Origin of the sequence: Sorangium sp. So ce302 (assembly GCF_051530145.1) — a bacterium.
GTDB lineage: Bacteria > Myxococcota_A > Polyangia > Polyangiales > Polyangiaceae > Sorangium > Sorangium cellulosum_B.
Map to the genome: position 1 here is coordinate 9,571,941 of NZ_CP150326.1, position 21,739 is coordinate 9,593,679.

A 21,739-nucleotide genomic window follows, 5' to 3' on the forward strand; every position below is an offset into this window, starting at 1 on the left:
GGCGCGGAGCGCACCCACCCGCCGCAGAAGCCCAGGTCGTCATGCCTGTGAGTACGCGGAGCTCGGCCACCGCTTCCTCGAGCGACCCGTCGTCGAGCTCGTCGACGAGCGCCTCCGCCTCGTCGGGTCTCTGGCCCTGGCGATGGGCGGCCGCTCGGTGGGGATGCCGAGATGGGTCAGGAGCGCCACGATGGCTTCGCGCTGCGCACGTTGACCGATGTCGGCGACGAGCCGCCGGCGCCCACCGCACGGACACGCGAGCACATCCTCCAGATAGACAGCCCCGGGAAGCCCGCGCTGCGCTCTGGTTCGCGGTGCTCCTGCGAGGAGAGATTGAACCGCCATGGCGCCATGGACGCCAAGAAGAGGATCATCTCGGTTCTCTTGGCGCGCGTGGCGCCATGGCGGTTTTCGTGTCTGGAGCGCCCTATCCGGCGCGGCCGAGTCCCACGCTGAGTGTGTACGGACGGCGCGAGCGGCCCCGAGCCCAGGGAGAGCGCGCCGGCCGGGGGCCGATGCGCCCCCCGGCGGGTCCGGATAGACGAGCTCCGCGGAGGGTTACTCCAGCTCGATGAGGCCGCAGCCGATGCGGCCGCCCGCGGCCGGGTCTGCCGCGGCGTGCACGACGATCGCGTACTTCGTCACGTCGGTGTCCGCGCCGTCGCCGACGGTCCAGACGCCGGTCCCGCGCTTGACCGTCTGCGTGCCCTGGCCCCTCGCATCGCACGCGAAGCTGCCGAGTCCTTCGCCGTTGGGCACCCAGTGGGCGCCCGCATCATTACCGTTGCTGCCACAGCTCTTGTTCTCGTGGATGTGAGCAGAGTGCTCGCCGGCAGGGCAGCCTGACAGCGTGATGGTGAGCGTCACCTCCTCTCCGACCTGCGTGAAGGCCGCGGCCCCGGTCAGGCCGCTCGAGTTCAACCCCTGGATCTCCGCCTCGGCCCGCAGGGACGCGCCGCCGCCGTTCCCGCCGTCGCCGCCGCCGTTCCCGCCCTCGCCGCCGCCGTTCCCGCCGTCGCCGTTCCCGCCCTCGCCGTTCCCGCCGTCGCCGCCGCCGCCGTCGCCGCCGCCGCCGTCGCCGCCGCCGCCGTCGCCGCCGCCGCCGTCGCCGCCGCCGTTCCCGCCATCACCGCCGCCCGAGCCGGTCGTGGACGACGTGCTCGCGCCGCTCGACGTGCTGGTGGAACCAGCGGGCGAGTCGCCGTCATCCCCGCACGCGGCCAAGAGAGCGCTGGCGCCAAGGGCGACCAATGAGAGCTTCAACCACCGTGACATAAGTCTCCTTTTCTCGGCGCGACCCGAGCGGGCAGGCAGTTGCCCCCCGGACGCCACCAAGCCATCAAGGGCACGAGGATGTCCTAACACGGCGAGCGTTCAAGCAGCTACGTCAAAAAATTTCGCATCGAGCACCTATTCGGCAACGGAATTGCACCGATTATCGAAAAATGTGATCCTGCTGCTCCGTCTCAGCGTTCCGGCGCGCGCGGCGGGGCTATCCAGCCCTCAGCGCCGGCGTGGAGGAGGCTGCCCTGGCAGCGAGACGATTGTATTCTCGACCGAGCCAGGCGAGAAAATCCTGGGTCCAGGGAGGGCCGTCTGGCCAGCCTGCACGGATGCGATCGGCGAGCTCGAGATCCCAGCCCCCATAGAGGTCCACGAGCGCGTCATGGGCCCTGCGGCCGGCCAGCGCTTCAGGGGCGCCGCGAGGCTCGCCCCCGTGCGCGAAGGCGTCGTCGCAGACATAGTAATTGCACGTCGCCGCGCGCCGCTGCGGCGGGATGGTGCAGCCCTCGGGACCGTGGAAAGCACACCTCTTCGGCAGCGCGTGGCCGTCGCTGCCCTGGGGCTCGACGCGCAGGATGAGCAGGCCGCGCCGACCGGGGCGCAGGTTGCCTGCCGTCATCTGAGCGAGGAGCCAGCCTGCGCCGCCGAGCGACACGATCCTCCCGATGTCCGACCACTCGACCCCCGGCGGGCTGGCGCAGCAGCCGGTCGCCCCCTGCGGGCATGCGCCGCACAAGGTCGAGTGCAATCGCGTATGCGCGCCTGCGAGCTCCAGCCGGATCATCGCCCCACCAGCCCTCGAGGATAACGGCGCATCCCGCTTCGTCCAGCGCGCCGGCGCGCTCAGCGGGGGACCAGGATCACCACACCCCGCGGAGCGTCATGCCGGTGGTGGACGCGGTGATCTCGGCGCGCGGGTGTGTGAAGAGCGCAAACCCGAGCGTGCCGGCGGCCTCGACCCGGACGGCGGCGCCGTTCAGCGTCGCCACCACGGCGTGGCGCCCCGCGTCGACGGGAATGGGCTTGTCGCGCTCGACCGCGACCTGCTCGCCGTCGATGGCGCAGGTAGCCCCGGCAGGGATGACGATGCGGAGCTCGCCGACGAGCTGGCGCGCGCGCGCCAGGTCGAAGATCCGCGACGCGTACAGGTCGCGCTCCTCCGGCGTGCTCGGCGGCCGCATGATCTCTTTGCAGAGCGACAACCAGCGCACGGCAGCAGGCGCGTCGCCGATCCGACAGGCGAGCGCCCCGATATTGCAGGCGGCGACCGCAGCGGAATGTCCAGCCAGTCGGGCCGGTTGTTGAGCTCGTAGCTGACCTCGTAGATGCACTTTTCGAGCATGTAGAAGTCGAGCAGGAGCACCGTGTCGGCGTCGTTTGCGGGCACGAACGGCGCCGTCTCGTCGGTCCGCGCCTCTGCGGTGGCCTGTGCGCGCGCGATCGTCTCCAGGTAGCCCGCGAGGTAGCTCGCGGAGACCCAGGCCACCCAGGCGTCGGTCCACGGCTTGAGCACCGCGACGTCCTCCGGCCGGACGCGGTTGTCCCGGAGCGCCGAGGCGCCGACGTAGTCGAACGAGCGCAGCATCCCCGACACGTCCCGGAGCGGGGAGGCTAGGACGAGCCGGCCGGATCACGAAAGGCAGAACGGCGCGGGCCACCAGCGCGGGCTGGCGCTCGGGGATGCGCGTGGCACGAAAAGGCCCAAGAACGACGGTTCAGGCCGAGGTTTTCGCGGGCTCCGACTCCGCGCTCCCCGGCTTCACGGGCTCGGCGAGGCGCTTGCCGAGCAGGACGAACAGCAGGATGAGCCCGACCGTGAGCAGGATGTGGCCCACCCCCGCGGTCCACGGCACGGCCTCCGGCACGTGGTAGCCGAGCACGGTCGCGATGCCGTGGACGCCCATCATGCTCACAGTGATCGCGACCCCCGCGTTGTAGAACCAGAAGAAGTACGTGATGTGATCAACCATCGCCCCGGTGGGACTCCTTCAAGCACCTGGTAGGGTCACGCACGGCGGCGGAGCTGCAGCACGCCGAGCGCGATGCAGAACACGGCGGTGCCCCAGTGGATCGCGAGGTAGCCCGGGTGAGCGCCGCGCCACGCGAGCACGATGGCTCCGTCGACGACGGGGATCACGGAGCCGAGGAGCAGCGCGAGCGCCGCGGCGCGCCGCTCGCCAAGGAGCGTGAAGGCGATGAGCAAGGCGCCGACGGAGAGGTCGCGCGCTCCCTTGGCGACAGCGTACGCGGCGAGGCCAGCGAGCGGCACGCCGAAGGCCGCAGCCGCGGTGCCGGGGACAACCAGGAAACGCGCGCCGATGAAGCACAGCGTGAGGCCGGTGAGCAGCGTGGCGATGCCCGCGCCGCCGAGGCGGCGCGACGGGAGGGACGAGGCGGAGGAAGCGATGGTGGCGTTGTTCATGGGCTGGATGTAGCCCTCGGCGGACGCGCCCGCGATGGCCGGCGCGCGCAACGAATGTCCCCAGACGCTCACGTTGCGCGCGTTCTGGATCATCGCTAGGCTCGCTCAATGTACCAGGATGACCCGCTATCGAGCCGATTTTTCCTGGCAAAACTCTCGTCCGAGCTCGTCTGCCGGACCGCTGCGCGAGGGGCTTGGGCGCTCGAGCTTCCGGCGCGTCCGATCCTGGTGCTCCACCACGTGACCGAGGGGAGCTGCGTGCTGCGCGCCGGGCGACAGACCGTCTCGCTCTACCAGGGCGACGTGGCGCTGGTGCGACCGAACGTGGGGCACCGCCTCGACCACGGCGACGCGAGGGCGAAGCCCGTGCTCCTCGACCGGTGGCTCGAGGTCTCGCGAGAGGAGGACGGCGAGCGCGTGCTCGGCCGCGGCGCCACCACGGCGCGCGCGCTGTGCGGCGTGTTCCGGTTCGAGCACGACGCGCTTGCCCCCTTGCTGCAGGTCCTGCCGACGGTGATCCACGCCGGCGCGCGGGCCATCGAGGCGCGGCCCTCGTTTGCCGACGCGCTGGCGCGCCTGCGGAGCGAGCTGCGCGAGACGCGCCCGGGGGCGGGGCTGGCTCGCCGTCGCTGGCTCGAGCTCATCCTCATCGAGCTCGTGCGGCTGCTCGCCGACCGTGGGCCCGCGAAGCTCGCCGCGCTCGGCGCCACGCAGGACGTCGTCGTCGCCCGCGCGATCGCCGAGCTCGTGCACGACCCGGCGCGCGCGTGGGACGTCGACACCCTGGCGCGAACGGTGGGCGTCTCGCGCGCCACGCTCGCCCGGCGGTTCCTCGAGGCCACGGGCGCGCCGCCCATGGCGTACCGAGCGACGCTGCGCACCGAGCACGCGCGCCGCCTGCTCCGCGAGACGACGCTGTCGAACCAGCAGATCGCCCACGCGGTCGGGTTCGCCACGGTGCAGGCGTTTCAGCGCGCGTTTCGGCGCGAGACCGGGGCGACGCCGTCGGCTGTCCGCGCGCAGCTGCGCGCCGCACACGGCTGAATCACCGCGCAGGAACGTCGATCAGCTCGTGACGTAGATCGAAACAAGCGGACGTCTCGTTCGCTTGGGAATCGCCAGACCCTCGACGAGAGGATTCTTCTCCGTCACGGAGCCAGGGACGTCAGGGGCATCGAGCTGCGGTGTATTCGCCGTTGGCGTCGAAGTCGTGGGTATCGGTGCCGCTCAGCCGGACCACGACCTCCGCGGCGTCGATGCTCACGATCTCCATCGTGCCGGACCTGAAGGAGCCTTCGCCCCACCAGCAGTCGCCCCTGTCAGGGCGGCTCACAGTGTAGGACGAGAACAACACCTCCGGCGCGCTCAGATCAATGATGCCGGGCACCTGCAGCGCAGGGGGAATGCTGATGCCCCACTGCCAGTTGCCGCAGCCGATGGTCCCGGATGGATCCGCGCAGGAACTCACCGGGGCGCCGAAGATGATGAAGAGATCGTTCGGAGAAGTGCCCGGCCCGCCGCCGGCGGAGGAGCTGCTCCCGGACTCGTTCGACGGTTCGGGGAACTGATTCCTGAAGAGCGCGATCGCGCCGGCCGTCGCCGGCCCGGAGCCGCTCCCGGTCGAGGCGGAACCGCCATTCCCGACCGACGAGCCGCCCCCGGTGCTGGAGTTGCCGCCGTTCCCGACCGACGAGCCGGAGCTGCCGGGCGCTCGGTCGGCGGGAGCGCCTTGCTTTCCGCGGCAGGCTACGCGATGCGCCCGTCCGAAAATTGCGAGATGCGATCGAGGGCGAAGCTCGGCCGGGCGCAGTAGCGGCAGAGGCGTTCGCGCCCCTCGTCGTCGTTCGCTTCGATGCCAACCGCGGCCTGCACGTTGAGTCGGTTCTGGATACGCACGACGTCCCGAACAATCATCGGTTCCAAGCGTTGAAGCAGCGCTTGCTGGCATACCCGATCGTAAACCGTCGGGATGCCCAACAAGCGATGCTCGTCCGGCTTACCGGCCTTCGGGATAGGCGTCTGGTTTACCGGCCTCGGGCGGTAGGTGTTGGTGCGGAGTTCGGCATGAAGCTGGTCGAGCCGCTCATCGAGCTGCTCGGCAAATGCATCAACACTCTCCCCGTCAACGCCTCCGCTTCCGCGGTTCGTTTTGACGCGTTTCCAGGCGATCTCAAGGATCTTCCGTTTGTACACCTTGTCAATCAATGAGTGGACCTTCTTCCCATCTCTCGGTCACGCGGCTGTCACCGCGCTTGTGGTACTACCCGTCCGTCCGACGACTCGCCGCGCATCGCTTCCCACGTCGCTCGCGCTTATAGGGTTGCTTTCCCCCGTGCCACCCGGAGACGTAGCGAGTCCTCCTGGGGTCACCCGGAGGGACTTGAACCCTCCTGATCAGCGCGCTGCCCAGCGCACACTACGGGCCTGTCTGACGTCCCCTGGCCGTTCATCGTCGGCTTATGGCCTTGGCCTTCCCTTTGCGTCCGGCCTCGCTATCGAGGGCCGGAGGCCAGGGGACCTCCCGGTTCTCGCGCACGGAGAGTCCGCACATGCGCGGGGTCTTCGACCGCGCGGGGTCGCCCAGAAGCTCGCGCTGGCGCTCCTGGTCGTGTGGCCTTCCGCTTACGTGGACAGCGTCGGCACCCCGATCGATGTGATTTCGCGGCTCAATGTCCCTGTCTGCGCGTATCCCTGTCAACGCTTCGCCGACCTCCTCGCGGATGCCTGCGCATGACTCGGGGCCATCGCGGCTCGCTACGCCTTCGATGTAGGTCTTTTGCAAACCCATCTCCGTACCGGTTTATCCCGGCGCACCCACGTTCCCATGATGCCTTCCCCCTGCGGGGCTTCGTGCGGCCGGTGAAGCCAATGAACCTGTAGAAGTTCACGCGCCACCCCTGCTGGCCTACATGGTGAATCTTTGCCGAGGGCTTCCATGTCGATGAGGCCGCCATCCGTCAGGACGAGATATTTCCAGGAACATGCGAGCCCGCGTGCTTTTCATGTCACATCCTGTCAACAACAGCCGAAGGCCGGGAATGCGTGAATGGCCTCGGGCGCTTGGTGGCTCGCAGTACCTGCCCATGGGTGGGCAGGAGGAGGAGTACACATGCACTGGCTCGAGTACGTTCAGAACCTCCGTCGTTTCACTCCGTCCCGCTCCCTGGGCTTGCGTGCCCTGGTGGGCGCCGGCCTCCTCGCGGGGGCAGGCCTGCTGCTTCCCGAGGTAGCCTCGGCGCAGGAGGAGGACCCCGTTCCCTGCCCGTTCGACAGCGTCCTCTGCCTCTTCGAGGAGGAGGACTACGGCGGGGAAATCTTCAACGTCCGGGCGCTGGACCCGCAGGTGGGCACGTGCGTCAACCTTCCGGAGCACGGCTGGGAGGGAAGGGCACACTCTGCCTACAACACCAACGGCGTCGGCGCCGCGATGTTCCAGAACGAGGACTGCATCGGCTACCCGTACCCCATCTACGCGGAGAGCGGCCTGAGCCCGCTGCCGTTCATCCCCAAGAGCGTCTACGTCTTCTGACGCCATGATCGGGCGAAAGGCGATGGGCATCGCGGCCATCGCCTGACGCGCCCGGGGGGGCGGAGGATAGCCCGCGCAAAGCCATTCCGACCTGTCAAGAATTTCCCGCCAACGACCGGCAGTCGACATAACGTACAACAGTACGATCCGCTGATCCGCCTATAAAAACCAACAGATCCAACGAGTTCACTCGGCTGTGGTATATTGTCTACACCACGCTGAGCGCAACAGGCGGCTCATCCTCCTCTTCTTCCTGGCCGCCGGCCTCAGCGGCGTCACGGCGGCGTCGCTCTTCGGCCTCGCCATGCACCGCGCGATCGCGCCGCGCATCCGCCGGATGGTGACCGCCGTCCAACGCTTTCTCCAGGGGATCGCCCGGCTCCACGGCGCGAGATTCTGGATCGAGCGGAGCCCCGATGACCTCATGGTCTTCTCGCTGGAACTCCGACGCTAGCTAGCGGAGGGAACATGCTGCGAAACCGCGTGCTGATCATCGACGATGACCCCGATTTCCGGGAGCTCGTCGCCCTCAGCCTGACCGACTGGGGCTCCATTGCCTCCAGGTCGCCATCGCACGAGGCGCGGCTCGCGGAGGTCAGCGTCATGACAGGACAGCTTCTGGAAGAGGGGTTTACGAGGATCGGAATCGACCCGCGGCTCAGCCGGCAGGGCAGCGCGGCGAATCGTCCACGGGAGCGGGAACGGCGGCGACCGGCGCGTCGGGCGCGTCGGGCGCGGGGAATAGGTGGCGGAAGGTGAACGCGCGGGGCGTCGGGCCGTGCCGGCGCAGGTGCTCGAGCCGCTCCTCGGCCTCGGCGACGGTCGGGATGTGCCCGGCCGGGACCCACCACAGCGCCGTGATCGCCTCCTTCATCGGGACGAACCATTCCCGGCGGCGGCGCATCACGGCGGCGTGCTCCGGATTGCGGAAGACGAAGTCGGACAGGGCCTCTGCCGATTCCCACACCGACATGTTCACGAGGATCTGGTCGTCGCCGAACGCCCGCACCCCGGTGGCGTCACCGCCGTAGCCCTGCAGCCGCCACACGAACCCTGGCGCGGCGTCGGCCAGCGCGTTGACCGGGGCGAGCGCCGACACGAAATCGGCCAGCCGCGCCGAGTCGAGCGGCTCCAGCGGCAAGGCGATGTTGACCTGAGCGAGGTGGTGGGACGGCATCCGGGGAGTATACCATCGCGGAGCCTACGGCTGGCGGAGTCGCCGTGAGGACAGGAGCTCGAGCCCTCCCGTGCGCTCCGCGATGCGCTGGAGCGACGCGAGCAGCGCGCCAACCTGCTCCTCGCCGAGCAGCGCGCGGAGCCGCCTGTTCACCGCGGCGCGCGCGGCGCGCCCCGCCTCGACCGCCGCCCACCCGCGGTCGGCCAGTGGGCGAGGCTGGCCGTCCCTCGGCCTTCCCGTCCGCGGCAACCACCTTCGGCGCGTGCTCCGCGAGTGGAGCGCCGGAGAGGCGGAGACCTACTGCAAGACCCCGTTCGTGTACCTCTACGACGTGGCCCTGCAAAACGACGCGAAATTCACGTTCCCCACGACGCGGAAGGCGCTCTCCACGTTCCCCGCCGTCGCCCAGATCGGCCTCGTGGAGTATTACGAGGGCGGGCAGCGCCTCGGGGTCACGGTGAAGAGCAAGGAGCAGGGCGAGGCCGTGATTGCGCACGTGAAGGCGAACATGAAGGACGAGCACCCGGAGCTGATTTGTTATGCTCCGAAAAACCCGAGGGTCATCGAGATGAAGGCGGGAAAATGAGCCCCGTCACGCCCCCCGCCGGCATCCCGTGAAGTAGAGCGCCGATCCGGAGACCCCCGCGTCCCACGCGTACCCGTCGCTCCCGGGCACCGAGCGCGCGATCGAGAGGAGCTCGTCGGGCGTGTAGGCGCGCAGCGCGGAGACCGTGCCGTCCCACGCGAAGAGCGCCGGGATCAGCGGGGCGACGTACGTGAGCGCGAAGCGCGACGCCCGCCGCGGGCGCACGAAGGGCATCGCGGCGAGCGAGCCCGCGAAGAGCACCGCCATGTTGAACCCCATCGCGAGCGGCGCGAACACGACCGGCATCCGCCGCAACATCGGCGACGCCGCAAGGTCGAAGAAGCCGAAGGGCTTGCCGTCGCGGACGATCGAGGCGACGAGCGCCGTCACGGCCTCGGGCGGGAAGTGGTGCAGCGCGCCCCACATCGTGCGAAGGCCGTCGAGCTCGGGCGGGACCGCGAGAGCGTCGACCGGCTCCGCGCGGTAGACGACCTTCGGGTCGGCGAGCGCGGCCACGCGCGCGCGGCCCGCCTCGTTCGGGTACCGATCGGTCAGGGTGAACCGGACGTCCACGCGCCGCTCGCTGCGGAGGGCGCGGATCGCCTGGAGCGCGCCGCCGCCGCCGCCCGAGCACACGTCGACGACCTCGGCGCGGGACGTCCGGTCGAGGAGCGCGGCGAGCTTCGGCACGACGCCACGGTAGAAGCCCATGCGGTCGACGCCGAAGTCGAGCAGGTCGGTGCCGCCGTCGCGGATCGCGGCCGGCATCCAGGGGAGATCCTCGAGCTCCACGAGCTGTACACGTCGCACGGCCGCGATGATGGGGGCGCCGCCGCGGCGCTTCAAGGACCGCGCTCGGCCGCCCGCCCGAGGGGCGCGAAGAAAAATTTAGCTCCCGCCGATGAGTCGAGGACCCCTGGGGAGGCGCGTAGCTCGATCACCGGTGGAGGAACGTCGGCGATCTGGCGTATGCGCTCGTCGCGTTCGGTCCGCCCGGAGGCCACGTGTACGTCGAGCGGGCGCGCCGCGTGCTCGGCCTCCCGGGCGCCGGGCCGCCGTCGTACAGCCAGTACGATTCACTGATCCGCCTACAAAAATCGACAAATCCAACGAGTTCACTCGGCTGTGGTGTATTGTCTACACCACGCTGGCGCACGGTCTCCCGGAACTCATGGGCGTTGCCGTATCGATGCGTTGGTGCCCCCCGAGGCGGTGCTCGCGCGGGCCAAGGAGGAAGCGGCGAAGCTCTCGAGCCTCGCGCGTCCGGCGTTCGAGGCGACGAAGGCGCGCCTCCGCGGCAAGACGATCGCGCACGTCCACGCGACGCTCCAGGACGATTTGAAACACCTCATTCAAAGGTGAGATGCCCTGCCTGGCGACGCCGACGGTCCATCACGTCAGGCGATCAGGCCCGCCGCCGCCTGACGGTGCCCGTGGAGAAAGTGCGTCGCGCCCTTGAGCTCCACGTAGCCCCTGCCCTCTGCCGCGCTCGCCTCGAAGCTCTCCCGCGCCTGCCGCAGCCCGTGTCCGCCGTCGCGTGCAATCCCGACACACTTGTTACTCCCGCGGCTCGATGCCCGGTCCTACATCTCTCACGACCAAAAACCAGCACGTCGTATCGAGAACGGTACGAGCGACGATGGACACCCAAGGGAGAGAAGAGCGATGACGACGCACATCACCGGGACACGTGAAGAGTGGCTGGCCGCGCGGCTCGAGCTGCTCGAGGCGGAGAAGGAGCTCACGCGGCGCAGCGACGAGCTTTCGCGGCGGCGTCAGGAGCTGCCGTGGGTCCGGGTCGACAAGGAGTACCGATTCGAGACCGAGGAAGGCGGCGCCTCGCTGGCAGAGCTCTTCCGAGGGCGCTCGCAGCTCATCGTCTACCATTTCATGTTCGGGCCCGACTACAAGGCGGGTTGTGTGTCCTGCTCGGCGATCGCGGACGGGTTCAACGGCATCGCCGTCCACCTGGCGAACCACGACGTCACGCTTTCGGCGGTGTCGCGGGCGCCGCTCGCGAAGCTCTTGGCGTACAAGCAGCGGATGGGGTGGACGTTCCCTTGGGCGTCATCGGGCGACGGCCGCTTCAACTTCGACTTCAACGTCGCGTTCACCGAGGAGCAACAGCGCGAGGGGACCGTCGAATACAACTTCGAGCGCGCCGGCCACGCGATGGACGCGACACCGGTCCCGCTGCCCGTCGCCCAGTCCGCGGCCATGACCGGGACCGACGCGCCCACCTACTCGCTCGACAGGCCGGGCCTGAGCGCGTTCGTTCTCAAGGACGGCGTCCTCTACCACACCTATTCCGCCTATGCGCGCGGATTGGACGGTCTCTGGGGCATGTACCAGTGGCTCGACCGCGCACCCAAAGGGCGCAACGAGACGGGTATCTGGTTCCGCCGCCACGACGAGTACGACCAGCGTTGAGCCAAGGCGCGGGTGAACATCGTACCCCTGGTTTAGACGATGTAGGGCCCGAGGTACCCCGTATAGTACTGCCGCTGGACATGTGAACACGCCCTCGGCAGCCTGAGTTCGAGCAATGCCATCGGCCCAGGTCGGATCGGTGGTGCCGTGGATCACCACCGTACCCGGCGCCGGAGGCAGCATCGCGAGCAGGGTCTCCCCTGCCGTGGATGGGGCCCCCGCAGCGTCGCGCGTCAGCACGGGATTTCGCGGTCGCCGGGGTCGACCACCGCTCCCCCGACGCCCTCGACGATGCCGGCCCGCAGGGCGCCGCGCGGGCGCCCTACCGGCGCTTCAGGGGCAAGGGCCTTCGTACGGGTAGCCATGCGCCCACCCGCACCAGTCCGCCTTCGACGACGACGTCGCATAAGGATAGTAGGCGGTGCAGTAGGTCGGGTCGCTGTGGTAGACGTACTGCGCGGGCGTGCCGCTCGTGGTGATGTTGTAGCCGGGGTAGGCGTTATGCCCGCACAGCTCGGCCTCGCCCAGCGAGTTGGCGAGGTACACCGGGGTCGCGACCAGGCAGCCGACGACTTGTGCGCCGCCCACCGCGTAGACTTCTTCGACGTTCACAGCAAAGTGCTGCGCCCCCGACCCGGCCGTCTGCCCCGAGCACGTCTTCGGAGCGCACGCGCCGCAGTCTTTCGAGCAGCTGTCGCACGTCTCGTTGTTGTCACAGACGCCGTTGCCGCAGCACGAGCCGCAGTCGGTCGAGCACGTGCTGCAACTCTCGCCGAGGCTAGGCTCGCAGGCGTGGTTGCCGCAGCACGAGCCGCAGTCGGTCGCGCAGTTGCCACACCACTCGTTGCCGTTGCAGATCCCGTCGCCGCACTTGCAGTCGGACGGACAGCTCGACGGCGTCTCGCCGTTGTTGCACGCGCCGTCGCCGCAGCCGGCCACCATGCACTCGCCGAACCACTTGCGGCACTTGCCGTACGTGTACCCGGTGCCGTTGTCGAAGCAGACCTTCGGGAGGCCGCTCATGAACATGTCGTCGTCCGTGACCTTGGTCTTCTGCGCGCCGCCGTCCTCGAACAGACGGCACTCGATCGGGCGCCCGTCGGGCAGCGTTGCGGCGCCGAACCACTCGCGGCAGGTGCCGGTCGGGGTGCCGTCGGGTATGCACGCCTCGAGGTTCGACGTCAGGTACACCGCACCCGACGGGCTCGTCATGTCGGCCCTGCCGTCGTTGAAGACCGAGAAGAGCACCGGCGTGTGGCTCGGGTCGGTGGTGCGGCAGTTGCCGAACCACTTGCGGCAGGTGCCGCCCGGGGTGCCATCGGGCATGCACACCTTGCCGTCACGCTGGAAGTAGAGCGCCTGCGTCGGCCCGGCCAACTCGGTGGCGCCGTCGTTGAACACGAAGCACTCGACCCCCTGCCCAACCGGCAGCGTCGCGCACTGGCCCGGCACGCCCGACGCGCCGCACGCCTGGCCCGCCGGGCACGAGCCGCCGGTGCAGATGCCGCCGCAGCCGTCGGGCGCCCCGCACGTCTTGCCCGAGCACTGGGGCGTGCACCCGCACTGGTAGGCCACGCCGCCGCCGCCGCAGGTCGTGCCCGCCGGGCAGGAGCCGGTGCTGCACTTCCAGCCGCAGCCGTCGGACGCCCCGCACACCTTGCCCGCACAGCTGGGCGTGCACTCGGGGGGGGGCGGCGGTTCGCAATCCTCGCATTTCGCTGCAGCGCTATACGGCTCGAGGAATTCGGGCGGATCGGAGTCGGGCGAAGCGCTGCACGCGACGACGATCGCGGCGCCGCCGAGGGCGAGGGCGAGATATTTGCCGAAGGTCTGCATAGGCAAACGCGTCCTTTCGTGCCGGCCCGGTCGGTGCCGGCGAGGCGGCTGCGCGCGCACCCCCAAGGGCCCGCCGCGCGGCCGCGCGCTGGCCGCATATCAAGCGGCGTGCCAGCGGGATGAGCCAGGCTTTTCCGCCAAACGCGGGATCAGGTTGAGGTGGTCTTGCGCAAGTTGCGCCGGGTTCGCTCGAACCGGACCCGTCGCGCGCAAGGCGGCAGCGGGCGGCGAGCCATCGCAGCCTGACCGCAGCGAGGACAGATGGACAGGTCGATCCCCGTGAACGCGGCGAGCAGCGTGCGCCAGTCGACCTTGACGACGTGGCGCGCAGAGGGCTCGTGGTCTTCCTCGTGCTACGGCACCGCGCTACTGAGTCACGCCGATCGAATCGAGGAAGGCGTTGTACTCGTCGATCTTGTCCCACGGAACCACGTCGAGGCCGACGTTGAGCCGGCTCTCGTCGACCATCCGAGGGGCGAGCATCGCCTTGGTCGCGTCGAGACCGACGATCTTGATGCCGTAGAGGATGTAGGGCACGAGGTACCCCGCATAATACTGCCGCTGGGCGTGAGTCGCCTTGATGAGCCCCTGGCGCATGTACTCGACGGTCTTCGGCTCGAAGTCGAAGGCGACGACGGGGAGCTTCGTCGCGCCCGCGGCCTCCGTGGCCATCGCGCACCGGTACGAGACGTTGTGCAGGCCGAGCAACCCCACGACGGGCGGGTCCGCGGTCTCGATCTGGGCTTTCATCGCTTCGACGTCAGCGACGTCCCCCTCCGGGGACCAGGTGATCCGACGCACCACGACCGTGTAATCGGCGCCCTCGAGGACGCGCCGAGCCCCCAGCATTCGATTCATCCCGTCGACCCAGGACGGGTCGTCGGCGCCGTGGATCACCACGGTGCCCGGCGCCGGGGGCAGCAACGCGAGCAGGGTCTCTCCTGCCGTGACGCCGGCGGACTCGCTGATGGTTCCGACATAGATGGAACGCTTCGAGTCCTTCGCGTCGGTGTCGAGCGTCACCACAGGAACCCCGCCGGCGACGGCCTCATCGATGCCGGCCGCGATGGCGTCGCCGAAGGGCGAGACACCGATCCCTTCGGCGCCGTCCACCACCGCCTGTCGAATCTGCTCCCCCTGGGCCTCCGCCCTCTGCTGGTGATCGCTCCCCTGTCCGCCGGGCCCGACCACGTTCCCCGTGGCCCCGAGCTCGCCCATGGCTCGGTTCGCCCCCGTGGTGATCGGCGTGAAGAACCCGCCGAGCGCCTTCAGCAGGATCGCCATCTGCATGGGCTCGATGGCGCCCTTGTTGATCTCGGCGACGAGCGCGTCGAGCGTCGCCTCGATCTCCTTCGCCGTGAACTCGCTGTTGGGCGTCGGCGCGCGCTTGATGGGCGAGGCGTGCTCGCCCTCGCCGGTGGTGTCGCCCGATCCGCATGCCGCCGTCATCAGCGCGAGCCCGAAGGCCGCCACCCAGCGTCGTCCAATCCTGTTCATGATACCCCCTTATGCTCCGTGGTTCGTCCTATCGTATGCAGCAACCTCGCGTGAAGCTCTATCGCGCGGCGGCCTCATCGCCCGCCGAAGCAGCTGACGGCGACTGGGGCGAGATCGACAAATTCGTCGCCGTCGACGGTCCACAGCTGCATGAAGTAATGCCTGTTCGCCCCGTACTCATCGAATTCGTACTCGGCGGCCGCGCCGACGTAGCGGAGCGGGATACCCGCGCGAAGCTTGGTCATCGCCGCCGGGAGGTCGCGCCACGAGGCCGCCTCGTGGGCCGGGTCGTTGAGCTCGCGGATGATCTCGTGCAGATCGTGTCCGGAGGTCGGGATCGCCCCGCTCTTCGCCTGGGCGTACGCGAGGCCCATCGCGATGAGGACGACCCCGTCGTAATAGAAGTGCGCCGCGGGCAGCGGCGCCTCGCCGTCCCAGAAGCTGGAGAAGTGCCCGATGAAGGCGGCGGCGTTCTCGGTCGTGCAGCCGACCACCTGCTGGCCCTCGGCCATCGTGCGGCACTCGCTCCGCACGCTGAGCGACGGCGAGACCCCGACGTATCCGTCGAGTGAGCCTGTCGGGATGTTGGCGAGGAGCACCTCGGTGCGCAGCGCAGGGCCGAGGAACCAGGTGCCCGGCCGCCCGGAGACGGCCCATTCGGTCACGATGATCGAGCCGGTGCTGGGATACGAGGCCAGGAGCGTCCGGCCGGCGTTCGCGCCGAAGGCGGACTCGATCTTGCTCGTATACGTTTGCTGGCCTGACGTGAACGTCACCGAGGGGAGGATCCTCCCCCCGAGCGCCGCGAAGTGGGTCGTGAACTCGCTGCTGACGGTGGTGTTGTAGTCGTCCCCCGCGGCCAGGCTGTTCACGGTCTCGATGCCCTCGTCGAAGGCGATGCGCGCCAGCGTGCAACCGACGTCGAACGAGGAGGGGGCGAGCCGCATCCAGCCTCCCATCGCGTCGCTGCGCGCGACGGTGGGCGCGGCATAGCCCGGCAGCATGTGGAACACGTCGAGCGCCTTCACCTCCCGCGCGATCTCGCGGGCGAGCCCGTTCTCTTCCGGCCCGATCAGGTAGCGGACCTGATCCGTGTAGAGCAGCTTGAGCAGCTCCTCGAGCCCGCGCTCCGAGCTGGAGTGGCTGTCTCGGCTCCGGAGGTGGAACGGTCTCCCGTCGAGCCCCCCCGCGGCGTTCAGATCCTGGACCGCGAGCAACATCGCTTGCTCGAGGTTGCGGCCGATGGCCGACTCGCTGCCGGAGAAGGGCAGGAGCGCCCCGAGGACGATCGCATTCTCGGGGTGATGGGGTTCTTCCGGCGCGCATGAGGCGGAGAAGAGGGACGCGAGCCCCAGGACCAGCCCGGTCTCCAGCCAGCGCATGCGCCGCCGGCGAGGCGCGGAGCACACGCCCGCTCGACGGCGGCGATGCGGCGCGGCAAGCATCCGAAAGTACATTCGTCCCCCGCGGGATACGCCATCATATCGAGCTTCGTTCTGTCAAGGGCACATGAGCGCAAGCGACGAGTCCTGGAGCGGAGACTCACCCATCGATGCAATACAGAACACACCGGCCAATGCCGGTTCTCATGCATCGCGATGTTTGTCCGTGGATCGCGGCTGTCAGGCCGAGAGGTGAGCGCATGCGCGAGGACGGAGGGACACTGAGCGCGTCGAGGGAGAGCAGCGCTGTATCGGGCAGGCGAGGTGAGCACCAAATACGGATGCGATCTGCCGGACGGCCCTGCCCGCCCGGCTCACCGACCCGGCGCGCCGCAGATGCGGTGGACCAGCCACGGAGCTAGATCCACACCTCGCCCAGCAGCGGCAGCACGCCCATCCTCACGTCGCGCGCCGCCCGGGCAGCCAGGCCCGGTCCAGTACCGGCATGCGCCTTGCTCTTAAATACGGGGAAGTTGCTGAAGCAGCGGGATCTGCGGGCAGACCTCAAGCGGGGCACCCGGGCGGGTACCAAAAAATCCGCGGCAGTATTCCCGTCGTGGTTTGCGGAAGCCGTCGACACCCAAGGACCTGCCACGTGGCTCGTCCAGTGCCCCCTCCCCGCCGGCATGGGAAGAGTGTCGGCTGGGCATCACCGCCTACGCGCGGCCAGCTACGGCAGCCTACCCGGTCGACGTGGGCGAAGGAAGCTGCCGCCGAAGGCGGCTTCGTTCAACGACCGGCAGTCGACATCATGTACAAGAGTACGATCCACTGATCCGCCTACAAAAACCGACAGATCCAACGACTTCACTCGGCTGTGGTATCTTGTCTACATTACGCTGAGCTCATCCGTTCTTCCCAGGCACGAAGCGGAGCGACGCGAGGCGCAGCAGCTCACCAGAGCCGCCCTTTGCCCTCAGGTAGACCTCGTGGGAGCCGGCGGCGCTCACCTTGCATGTCACGGTCGTCCAGATCTCCCAGCCGCCGGTGGCGGGGACATCGCAGGTCGCGACGCGGCGGCCGCCCGCCAGCGGGTCGAGCCATACCTCGACGGCGCCGCCCTTCGCGCTGGAGGCCTGCAGCTCGATCTCGACCGACGCCACGCCGCCGCTGCCCAGATCGACGCTGCCGTACATGGCCCAGTCGCCGTCCTCCAGGCCGCCCAGCACCGGCCCTGCCGACTGGCTCGACACAACCTCGGTGCCGGACTCCTGGTCCGGCTCCGCGGCCGCGATCGCGGTGAAGCCGTCGCGGTACGTGAACAGGTCGAAGTCAGCGCTCGCGCTCCTGGCAAAGACGCCGGCCTGGCTGCCGACCCAGCCTGTGTTGACCGTGTCGTAGTCCTCGAGCGCGCTTATATCGATCGGCTCGCCCACCTGGGTCCAGGTCAGACGGTCCGTGCTGAACCAGCCGGTGGCCTCGTGGTCCTTGCCGTGCACCAGCTTCAGCCAGAGGGTGCGCTCGGCCGGCGCCGGGGCATCGAAGCCGATCTCTGTCGCGTCCACCGATTCATAGGCGCTCTCGTCGGCGTTCAGGACAGGGACGACCGACCGGAACGAGAAGCGGATCCGGTCGTCGCCGTCCGCCCGGACGCGCGCCACCGACACCTCCTGGCTGATGGCTTTGGCCCAGGTCCCAAACGCCGTGAGATCCTGCTCCGGGACGGCGTTGCCCAGGCGAACGCCAGCCGCGTCGCCCTCCGCCTCGGGGGCGAAGTCCATCCTCACGATCATCGCCTTCTGGTGCAACGCGTCCTTCTGGACCACCCACCGCGTCTCGTCCGCTGCCGGCTTGAGCCGGAGCCACCCGGCGCGATCGGTGACCGAGTAGCGATCGGACGGCATGTTGCCGTAAAAAGTCCAGGCCGGCGCGAGCTCGTCCCCGGTGAACTCGTCGTTGACGGGCAGCAGGAACGGGATGTCGCTGGGCGGCAGCGCCGGAGCCGGCGCCGGCTCGCCAAGACGGCCGTTCACGACCGGGACCCCGGCGCCGCTCTCGTCGTCGATCCACGTCACCTGGCTGAGCAACCCCTGCCGTCCCAGGCCACGCCAGTTGTTGTCGCACTCGTACGAGTGGGAGAAGACCCACCACGTCCCGTCGGCGATCTGGAACGGCGCGGAGCTGTGCTGCGCGCCGCTGAACGGGGCCTCGCCCGTGAGGACGCTGCCCAGCGGCGTCCAGTCGTCGGGATTGCTGCTCAGCGTGGCCGAGCGCCACCCGTACTGCTCGCCGCCGCACCCCGTGTGGGTCGAATCGAAGTAATAGTAGAAGCCGTTGCGCTTCGTCATCGTGGGCCCCTCGGCCCAGTTTTCTTCGACCGCGTTGTCAGGGTCGGCCGCGGGATCACCGCACCCCCCGTTCTCCACGTCCCAGTTGACGAAGCTTAGATCGATGGACTCGCCGCTGAGCTGCCCTGTCTCGAGATCGATCTTCTGGAGGAGGTTGACGCCGAAGTTGTTCTCCTCGCCGCCCGTCGCTCCGTTCCATTTGCACTGCCCGGCCTTCACGACCAGGTATGTGGTCCCGTCGTCATCGACGAACACCGAGTCGTCGTAGCCGGTCCCGCGGTCGAACGACACGAGCTCCGGGTCCTCTCCAGGCGGCGTGTAGGGGCCCACAGGCTCCACGTGGACGGGCTCTCCCCAGGGCCCTGCCAGGCTCTCGGCCTCCGCGAAGTACTGGTTGAAGTTGACGGCGAAGTAGACCCGGTAGCCGGCGTCGGTCTTGACGATGAAGCCGCCCCACGTCCCGCCCCCCGCCGAGGTAGAGGTCTCCAGGCCGGACCACGCCGGATCGACGACGCGCGACACGCGCTCCCAGCGGATGAGGTCCCGCGAGTGCAGGATCTCGACGTTGGGTGAGATGTTGAAGCTGGAGCCGGTGATGTAGAAATCGTCTCCCTCGATATAGATGTTCATGTCCGGGTGATCGCCGGGCAGGATCGGGTTGAGGTAGGTGGACTGGGGCTCGTTCGACCAGGTCGCTGTCTCGAAGGCGGCGGTCACGGTCTTGTTCCCGTCCACCGTGATCTCCACGACGTCGTCCGCCTCGCTCGCCGCTCCGCTCCATCCCGTGAAGTCGGCGCTCGGCGCGGGTCTGGCGGTCACGGTCACCACTGTGCCGGCCCTGCGCAGGTAGGTTCCAGGCGGAGGCTCAGTCGTCCCGTCCCCCTTCGCCTCGATGGTCAGGGGATATTCCACGGGCGCTACCTGCTCGTCCCCTCCGCAGGACATGGGCAGGGACCCGATCAGGATCATCGCCGTGATGCAAGCACTGTGGTTTCTCATGGTCATGTCCTGAGTCGTTCTGGCCGCCAATCCCGGCTACAAGGATCTCTGGCGGGTGCGCATGACGACCCGTGCAGTCTTCCGATCGAAAGGACGAGCGCGGGCCCACTGTGAACGCTCACACGACGGGTGTCAATTTCCCTCGCGACGGGCGCGAGGTCGTCCGGCTGGCCGGTGCGGCGGAGCGGCCTCTGCTCGATAAGTGGTTATCGAAGCCGCTGCCACCTGGCCAGTGCTCCACCCCCTCCACGCCCGACGGTCTCCACGAGCCGGATCAGCGAGATGCGGGTGCCGGTGAGCGAGAGGGCCTCGGCGATGAGCCAGCCGTAGAGCGGCCTCCGGGTCGACGTGCGCGGGGTCGGGACGGCGCTCATCGTCGCGGCTCATCCGTCACCGTGCCCGGCCGCGGGAAGGCGTGCAGCATCACGACGAACTCCCCCGAGGGGGAGAAGCTGACGGACGCGAAATTCGCCCATAGCGCACCCTTTTTCCCTCATGGCGCCCTTGATGCCACCGCTTGCCTGGATCACGCCGTTCCGCGTGAAACCGCGTCCTCCGGAACCGAGCCGGCGGGACGGCCTCATGCTGCGCGGTTGGGCGAACTATCTCGGTGGAAATCCAGGCTAGCGCTCCGCCGTCTGATCGCCCGCTACCGGATGCCCTCTCCTCGCCGGGTGACGACGAGATCGTCGCCGTCGCTGATCCTGCCGTTTTCGGCGCGCGGACCGCCTGCCTTGCCATCCTTGCCGACGCTGAACAGGCTGTAACCACCGCCGTCCGGGCTCTTTCTGTATACGAGAGGTCCTGTCCCACAAGGGTCTTGCGCGAGGGCCGGGAGCGCCTCGGGGTAGCCGCCGTCCGTATACGCCCGCTCCGCCTCGACGGCCGCGCGCGCGAGGAGATGCGACGCTCGCAGGGCGCAATCCCGCCGCGCCAGGTCCTGGAGAAACTCAGGGTCACGGAACGTGCCGAACGGGGTGGCCTCGGCGGCGAGGGAGTCGATCGCGAGCTCCTGGAATCGTCCTATCTGAGACGGATCGCGCTGCGCATCGAACGCGATCTGCTCCGCGCGCCGCAGCCGTGCGTCGAGCTGGGGGATGCCCTCGCCGAACACGGCGTCCGCCGGGAGCACCAGGGTGAGCGCGAGAACGCTGGTGGACGTCACGCGAAAAGGGATCTCCTCGGCGGAAGTGCCCCCCTCGCTCAGGCCCACGGCCGTCTTCCGGAGGTCCAAGCGCTCCTTCCGGATAGCGTCGGAGAGCAGAGGCAGGTGGCGCCCTCGCTCCGCGAGCGCCTGGTCCAGCTCGGCGAGCTCCGCGGGGGCGAGCCGCGGCGCGCCGGCGACCAGCGCGGCGATGCCGCGGTACGCGGGCGTGGCGGCGAACGCGCTGATCACGACAGCGGTGTGCGACCCAGCGGACATGTCCGCGCTGACCCTGGCCACGGTGAGATAGCGATCAAGGGCGCCGCGAGCGTCTCCCCTGGCCGCGAGCGCGTGCCCCTCGATCAAGGCCAGTCGGCTCGCCCTCAGCGCCGGCCACACCAGCGCGAGATCGCCCACCGGCTCGTCTTTCGCCAGCTCGACGTGAGAGCACCGCGCCGCCTGCCGGAAGGCGTCCAGCGCCGGGCGCTGCCGCTCGAGAACGGCGAGGAGCTCGGGGGAGAGCGGCGCGCTGGGCCCAGCCTCGATCGCTTGCTCCAACATCTGGGAAAGGGGGCTCAGCGGGATCATCGGTATTCTCGCATAGCTCGCCCCGCAGTCCTCGCCCCCGGCGCCTGCGCGGGCGGCCCGCGCGCGCTCGCGGATCTGCGCGCGCTCTGCGTCCCACTCGGCCTCGGTGGCATCCACGTAATCGCGGAGCCGGGATTGCCCCCAGGCCGATGCGCCGGCCCGGAAGAGCACGAAAAGCGCGGCCGTAGCCGCGAGCCCAACGCCCAGATGCTTCAGCCTCCTCCGGAGTCGCGCCTTGCTGTCTGTCATCGGCTATGAAAAGCCCGGGCGTGACTGGCTATTCCGTGCCATTCTGTCAACCCCAGCGGTCGTCAACACGTTGACGCCGCGGCTGCCGTTCGTCGGCATCGTCACCGAGCTGTTCCAGCGAGCGCCGAGCGCACGCCCCTGCGACGAGGTCTTCGGTGCCGCGCGGCCGGATCTTCGGCAAGAGGCTAGGACGAGCCGGCCGGATCACGAAAAGCAGAACCGCGCGGGCCACCAATGCGGGCTGGCGCTCGGGGATGCGCGGGGCACG

Annotated in this window: 22 protein-coding genes; 5 read left to right on the forward strand and 17 right to left on the reverse strand. The window is 69.1% G+C overall.

The window, feature by feature from the left end:
* Positions 1 to 558 precede the first annotated feature (558 nt).
* The 5 genes from WME73_RS36215 to WME73_RS36235 all read right to left on the reverse strand — a co-directional run bounded on the left by WME73_RS36215 (position 559) and on the right by WME73_RS36235 (position 3,799).
* Positions 559 to 1,263: a superoxide dismutase family protein gene (locus WME73_RS36215; protein WP_437912503.1), complete on the reverse strand. Its 705-nt coding sequence runs from the start codon at positions 1,261 to 1,263 to the stop codon at positions 559 to 561.
* Positions 1,264 to 1,492: 229 nt separating this feature from the next.
* Complete coding sequence (locus WME73_RS36220; protein WP_437740915.1) at positions 1,493 to 2,068, reverse strand: hypothetical protein; 576 nt, start codon at positions 2,066 to 2,068, stop codon at positions 1,493 to 1,495.
* Positions 2,069 to 2,144: 76 nt separating this feature from the next.
* The gene (locus WME73_RS36225; RefSeq protein ID WP_437912504.1) at positions 2,145 to 2,495 is read right to left on the reverse strand and encodes a hypothetical protein; all 351 of its coding nucleotides are present in this window, start codon (positions 2,493 to 2,495) and stop codon (positions 2,145 to 2,147) included.
* A 504-nt stretch (positions 2,496 to 2,999) separates the two neighbouring features.
* Positions 3,000 to 3,254 (reverse strand): DUF2871 family protein, encoded by a 255-nt coding sequence (locus tag WME73_RS36230; protein WP_437912505.1) that lies wholly within the window; start codon positions 3,252 to 3,254, stop codon positions 3,000 to 3,002.
* A gap of 35 nt (positions 3,255 to 3,289) precedes the next feature.
* The gene (locus WME73_RS36235; protein ID WP_437740918.1) at positions 3,290 to 3,799 is read right to left on the reverse strand and encodes a DUF4267 domain-containing protein; all 510 of its coding nucleotides are present in this window, start codon (positions 3,797 to 3,799) and stop codon (positions 3,290 to 3,292) included.
* A gap of 15 nt (positions 3,800 to 3,814) precedes the next feature.
* Between WME73_RS36235 and WME73_RS36240 the strand changes: the two genes are divergently transcribed.
* Positions 3,815 to 4,750, forward strand: a complete 936-nt coding sequence (locus tag WME73_RS36240; protein ID WP_437912506.1) for a cupin domain-containing protein — start codon at positions 3,815 to 3,817, stop codon at positions 4,748 to 4,750.
* A gap of 121 nt (positions 4,751 to 4,871) precedes the next feature.
* On the opposite strand, the gene WME73_RS36245 is transcribed toward WME73_RS36240, so the two are convergent.
* Both WME73_RS36245 and WME73_RS36250 read right to left on the reverse strand, forming a co-directional pair.
* The gene (locus WME73_RS36245; protein WP_437912507.1) at positions 4,872 to 5,174 is read right to left on the reverse strand and encodes a hypothetical protein; all 303 of its coding nucleotides are present in this window, start codon (positions 5,172 to 5,174) and stop codon (positions 4,872 to 4,874) included.
* Positions 5,175 to 5,452: 278 nt separating this feature from the next.
* On the reverse strand, positions 5,453 to 5,911 hold the full coding sequence (locus WME73_RS36250) for a hypothetical protein (RefSeq protein ID WP_437912508.1): 459 nt from the start codon (positions 5,909 to 5,911) through the stop codon (positions 5,453 to 5,455).
* A gap of 904 nt (positions 5,912 to 6,815) precedes the next feature.
* Between WME73_RS36250 and WME73_RS36255 the strand changes: the two genes are divergently transcribed.
* Positions 6,816 to 7,235: a peptidase inhibitor family I36 protein gene (locus WME73_RS36255; protein WP_437740923.1), complete on the forward strand. Its 420-nt coding sequence runs from the start codon at positions 6,816 to 6,818 to the stop codon at positions 7,233 to 7,235.
* A gap of 208 nt (positions 7,236 to 7,443) precedes the next feature.
* On the opposite strand, the gene WME73_RS36260 is transcribed toward WME73_RS36255, so the two are convergent.
* The 3 genes from WME73_RS36260 to WME73_RS36270 all read right to left on the reverse strand — a co-directional run bounded on the left by WME73_RS36260 (position 7,444) and on the right by WME73_RS36270 (position 8,565).
* On the reverse strand, positions 7,444 to 7,620 hold the full coding sequence (locus tag WME73_RS36260) for a hypothetical protein (protein ID WP_437740924.1): 177 nt from the start codon (positions 7,618 to 7,620) through the stop codon (positions 7,444 to 7,446).
* Between the two features lie 273 nt (positions 7,621 to 7,893).
* Positions 7,894 to 8,412: a DUF3291 domain-containing protein gene (locus WME73_RS36265; protein ID WP_437912509.1), complete on the reverse strand. Its 519-nt coding sequence runs from the start codon at positions 8,410 to 8,412 to the stop codon at positions 7,894 to 7,896.
* Between the two features lie 24 nt (positions 8,413 to 8,436).
* Positions 8,437 to 8,565 (reverse strand): hypothetical protein, encoded by a 129-nt coding sequence (locus tag WME73_RS36270; RefSeq protein WP_437740926.1) that lies wholly within the window; start codon positions 8,563 to 8,565, stop codon positions 8,437 to 8,439.
* Positions 8,566 to 8,674: 109 nt separating this feature from the next.
* Here WME73_RS36270 and WME73_RS36275 point away from each other — a divergent pair, with 109 nt between their 5' ends.
* Positions 8,675 to 8,998, forward strand: coding sequence for a hypothetical protein (locus tag WME73_RS36275; RefSeq protein WP_437912510.1), 324 nt, complete (start codon positions 8,675 to 8,677; stop codon positions 8,996 to 8,998).
* 6 nt (positions 8,999 to 9,004) lie between these two features.
* Here the strand turns inward: WME73_RS36275 and WME73_RS36280 are convergent, their stop codons facing one another.
* Positions 9,005 to 9,808: a class I SAM-dependent methyltransferase gene (locus WME73_RS36280; RefSeq protein WP_437740928.1), complete on the reverse strand. Its 804-nt coding sequence runs from the start codon at positions 9,806 to 9,808 to the stop codon at positions 9,005 to 9,007.
* 387 nt (positions 9,809 to 10,195) lie between these two features.
* On the opposite strand from WME73_RS36280, the gene WME73_RS36285 reads away from it, so the two are divergent.
* Positions 10,196 to 10,360: a hypothetical protein gene (locus WME73_RS36285; protein ID WP_437912511.1), complete on the forward strand. Its 165-nt coding sequence runs from the start codon at positions 10,196 to 10,198 to the stop codon at positions 10,358 to 10,360.
* 303 nt (positions 10,361 to 10,663) lie between these two features.
* Positions 10,664 to 11,428, forward strand: a complete 765-nt coding sequence (locus WME73_RS36290; RefSeq protein WP_437912512.1) for a DUF899 domain-containing protein — start codon at positions 10,664 to 10,666, stop codon at positions 11,426 to 11,428.
* A 333-nt stretch (positions 11,429 to 11,761) separates the two neighbouring features.
* On the opposite strand, the gene WME73_RS36295 is transcribed toward WME73_RS36290, so the two are convergent.
* The 6 genes from WME73_RS36295 to WME73_RS36320 all read right to left on the reverse strand — a co-directional run bounded on the left by WME73_RS36295 (position 11,762) and on the right by WME73_RS36320 (position 21,393).
* Complete coding sequence (locus WME73_RS36295) at positions 11,762 to 13,270, reverse strand: hypothetical protein (protein ID WP_437912513.1); 1,509 nt, start codon at positions 13,268 to 13,270, stop codon at positions 11,762 to 11,764.
* Between the two features lie 360 nt (positions 13,271 to 13,630).
* On the reverse strand, positions 13,631 to 14,761 hold the full coding sequence (locus tag WME73_RS36300; RefSeq protein ID WP_437912514.1) for a substrate-binding domain-containing protein: 1,131 nt from the start codon (positions 14,759 to 14,761) through the stop codon (positions 13,631 to 13,633).
* Between the two features lie 74 nt (positions 14,762 to 14,835).
* Positions 14,836 to 16,143 (reverse strand): ABC transporter substrate-binding protein, encoded by a 1,308-nt coding sequence (locus WME73_RS36305; protein WP_437740935.1) that lies wholly within the window; start codon positions 16,141 to 16,143, stop codon positions 14,836 to 14,838.
* A gap of 905 nt (positions 16,144 to 17,048) precedes the next feature.
* A complete protein-coding gene (locus tag WME73_RS36310) occupies positions 17,049 to 19,490 on the reverse strand; it encodes a family 43 glycosylhydrolase (protein WP_437912515.1) in 2,442 nt (813 codons plus the stop codon).
* Positions 19,491 to 19,696: 206 nt separating this feature from the next.
* Positions 19,697 to 19,864 carry a hypothetical protein gene (locus WME73_RS36315; RefSeq protein WP_437912516.1) on the reverse strand — a complete coding sequence of 56 codons (168 nt, stop codon included), beginning with the start codon at positions 19,862 to 19,864 and terminating at the stop codon, positions 19,697 to 19,699.
* A gap of 275 nt (positions 19,865 to 20,139) precedes the next feature.
* Positions 20,140 to 21,393, reverse strand: a complete 1,254-nt coding sequence (locus WME73_RS36320) for a hypothetical protein (protein ID WP_437912517.1) — start codon at positions 21,391 to 21,393, stop codon at positions 20,140 to 20,142.
* Between the last annotated feature and the right edge of the window lie 346 nt (positions 21,394 to 21,739).

Bases quoted from the DNA above. Each gene is read 5' to 3' on its own strand.
- WME73_RS36290 (WP_437912512.1), top strand. From the start codon at position 10,664: ATGACGACGCACATCACCGGGACACGTGAAGAGTGGCTGGCCGCGCGG.
- WME73_RS36305 (WP_437740935.1), bottom strand. From the start codon at position 16,143: ATGCGCTGGCTGGAGACCGGGCTGGTCCTGGGGCTCGCGTCCCTCTTC.
- WME73_RS36235 (WP_437740918.1), bottom strand. From the start codon at position 3,799: ATGATCCAGAACGCGCGCAACGTGAGCGTCTGGGGACATTCGTTGCGC.
- WME73_RS36315 (WP_437912516.1), bottom strand. From the start codon at position 19,864: ATGAGCGCCGTCCCGACCCCGCGCACGTCGACCCGGAGGCCGCTCTAC.
- WME73_RS36230 (WP_437912505.1), bottom strand. From the start codon at position 3,254: ATGGTTGATCACATCACGTACTTCTTCTGGTTCTACAACGCGGGGGTC.
- WME73_RS36310 (WP_437912515.1), bottom strand. From the start codon at position 19,490: ATGAGAAACCACAGTGCTTGCATCACGGCGATGATCCTGATCGGGTCC.
- WME73_RS36220 (WP_437740915.1), bottom strand. From the start codon at position 2,068: ATGATCCGGCTGGAGCTCGCAGGCGCGCATACGCGATTGCACTCGACC.
- WME73_RS36265 (WP_437912509.1), bottom strand. From the start codon at position 8,412: ATGCCGTCCCACCACCTCGCTCAGGTCAACATCGCCTTGCCGCTGGAG.
- WME73_RS36240 (WP_437912506.1), top strand. From the start codon at position 3,815: ATGTACCAGGATGACCCGCTATCGAGCCGATTTTTCCTGGCAAAACTC.
- WME73_RS36255 (WP_437740923.1), top strand. From the start codon at position 6,816: ATGCACTGGCTCGAGTACGTTCAGAACCTCCGTCGTTTCACTCCGTCC.
- WME73_RS36300 (WP_437912514.1), bottom strand. From the start codon at position 14,761: ATGAACAGGATTGGACGACGCTGGGTGGCGGCCTTCGGGCTCGCGCTG.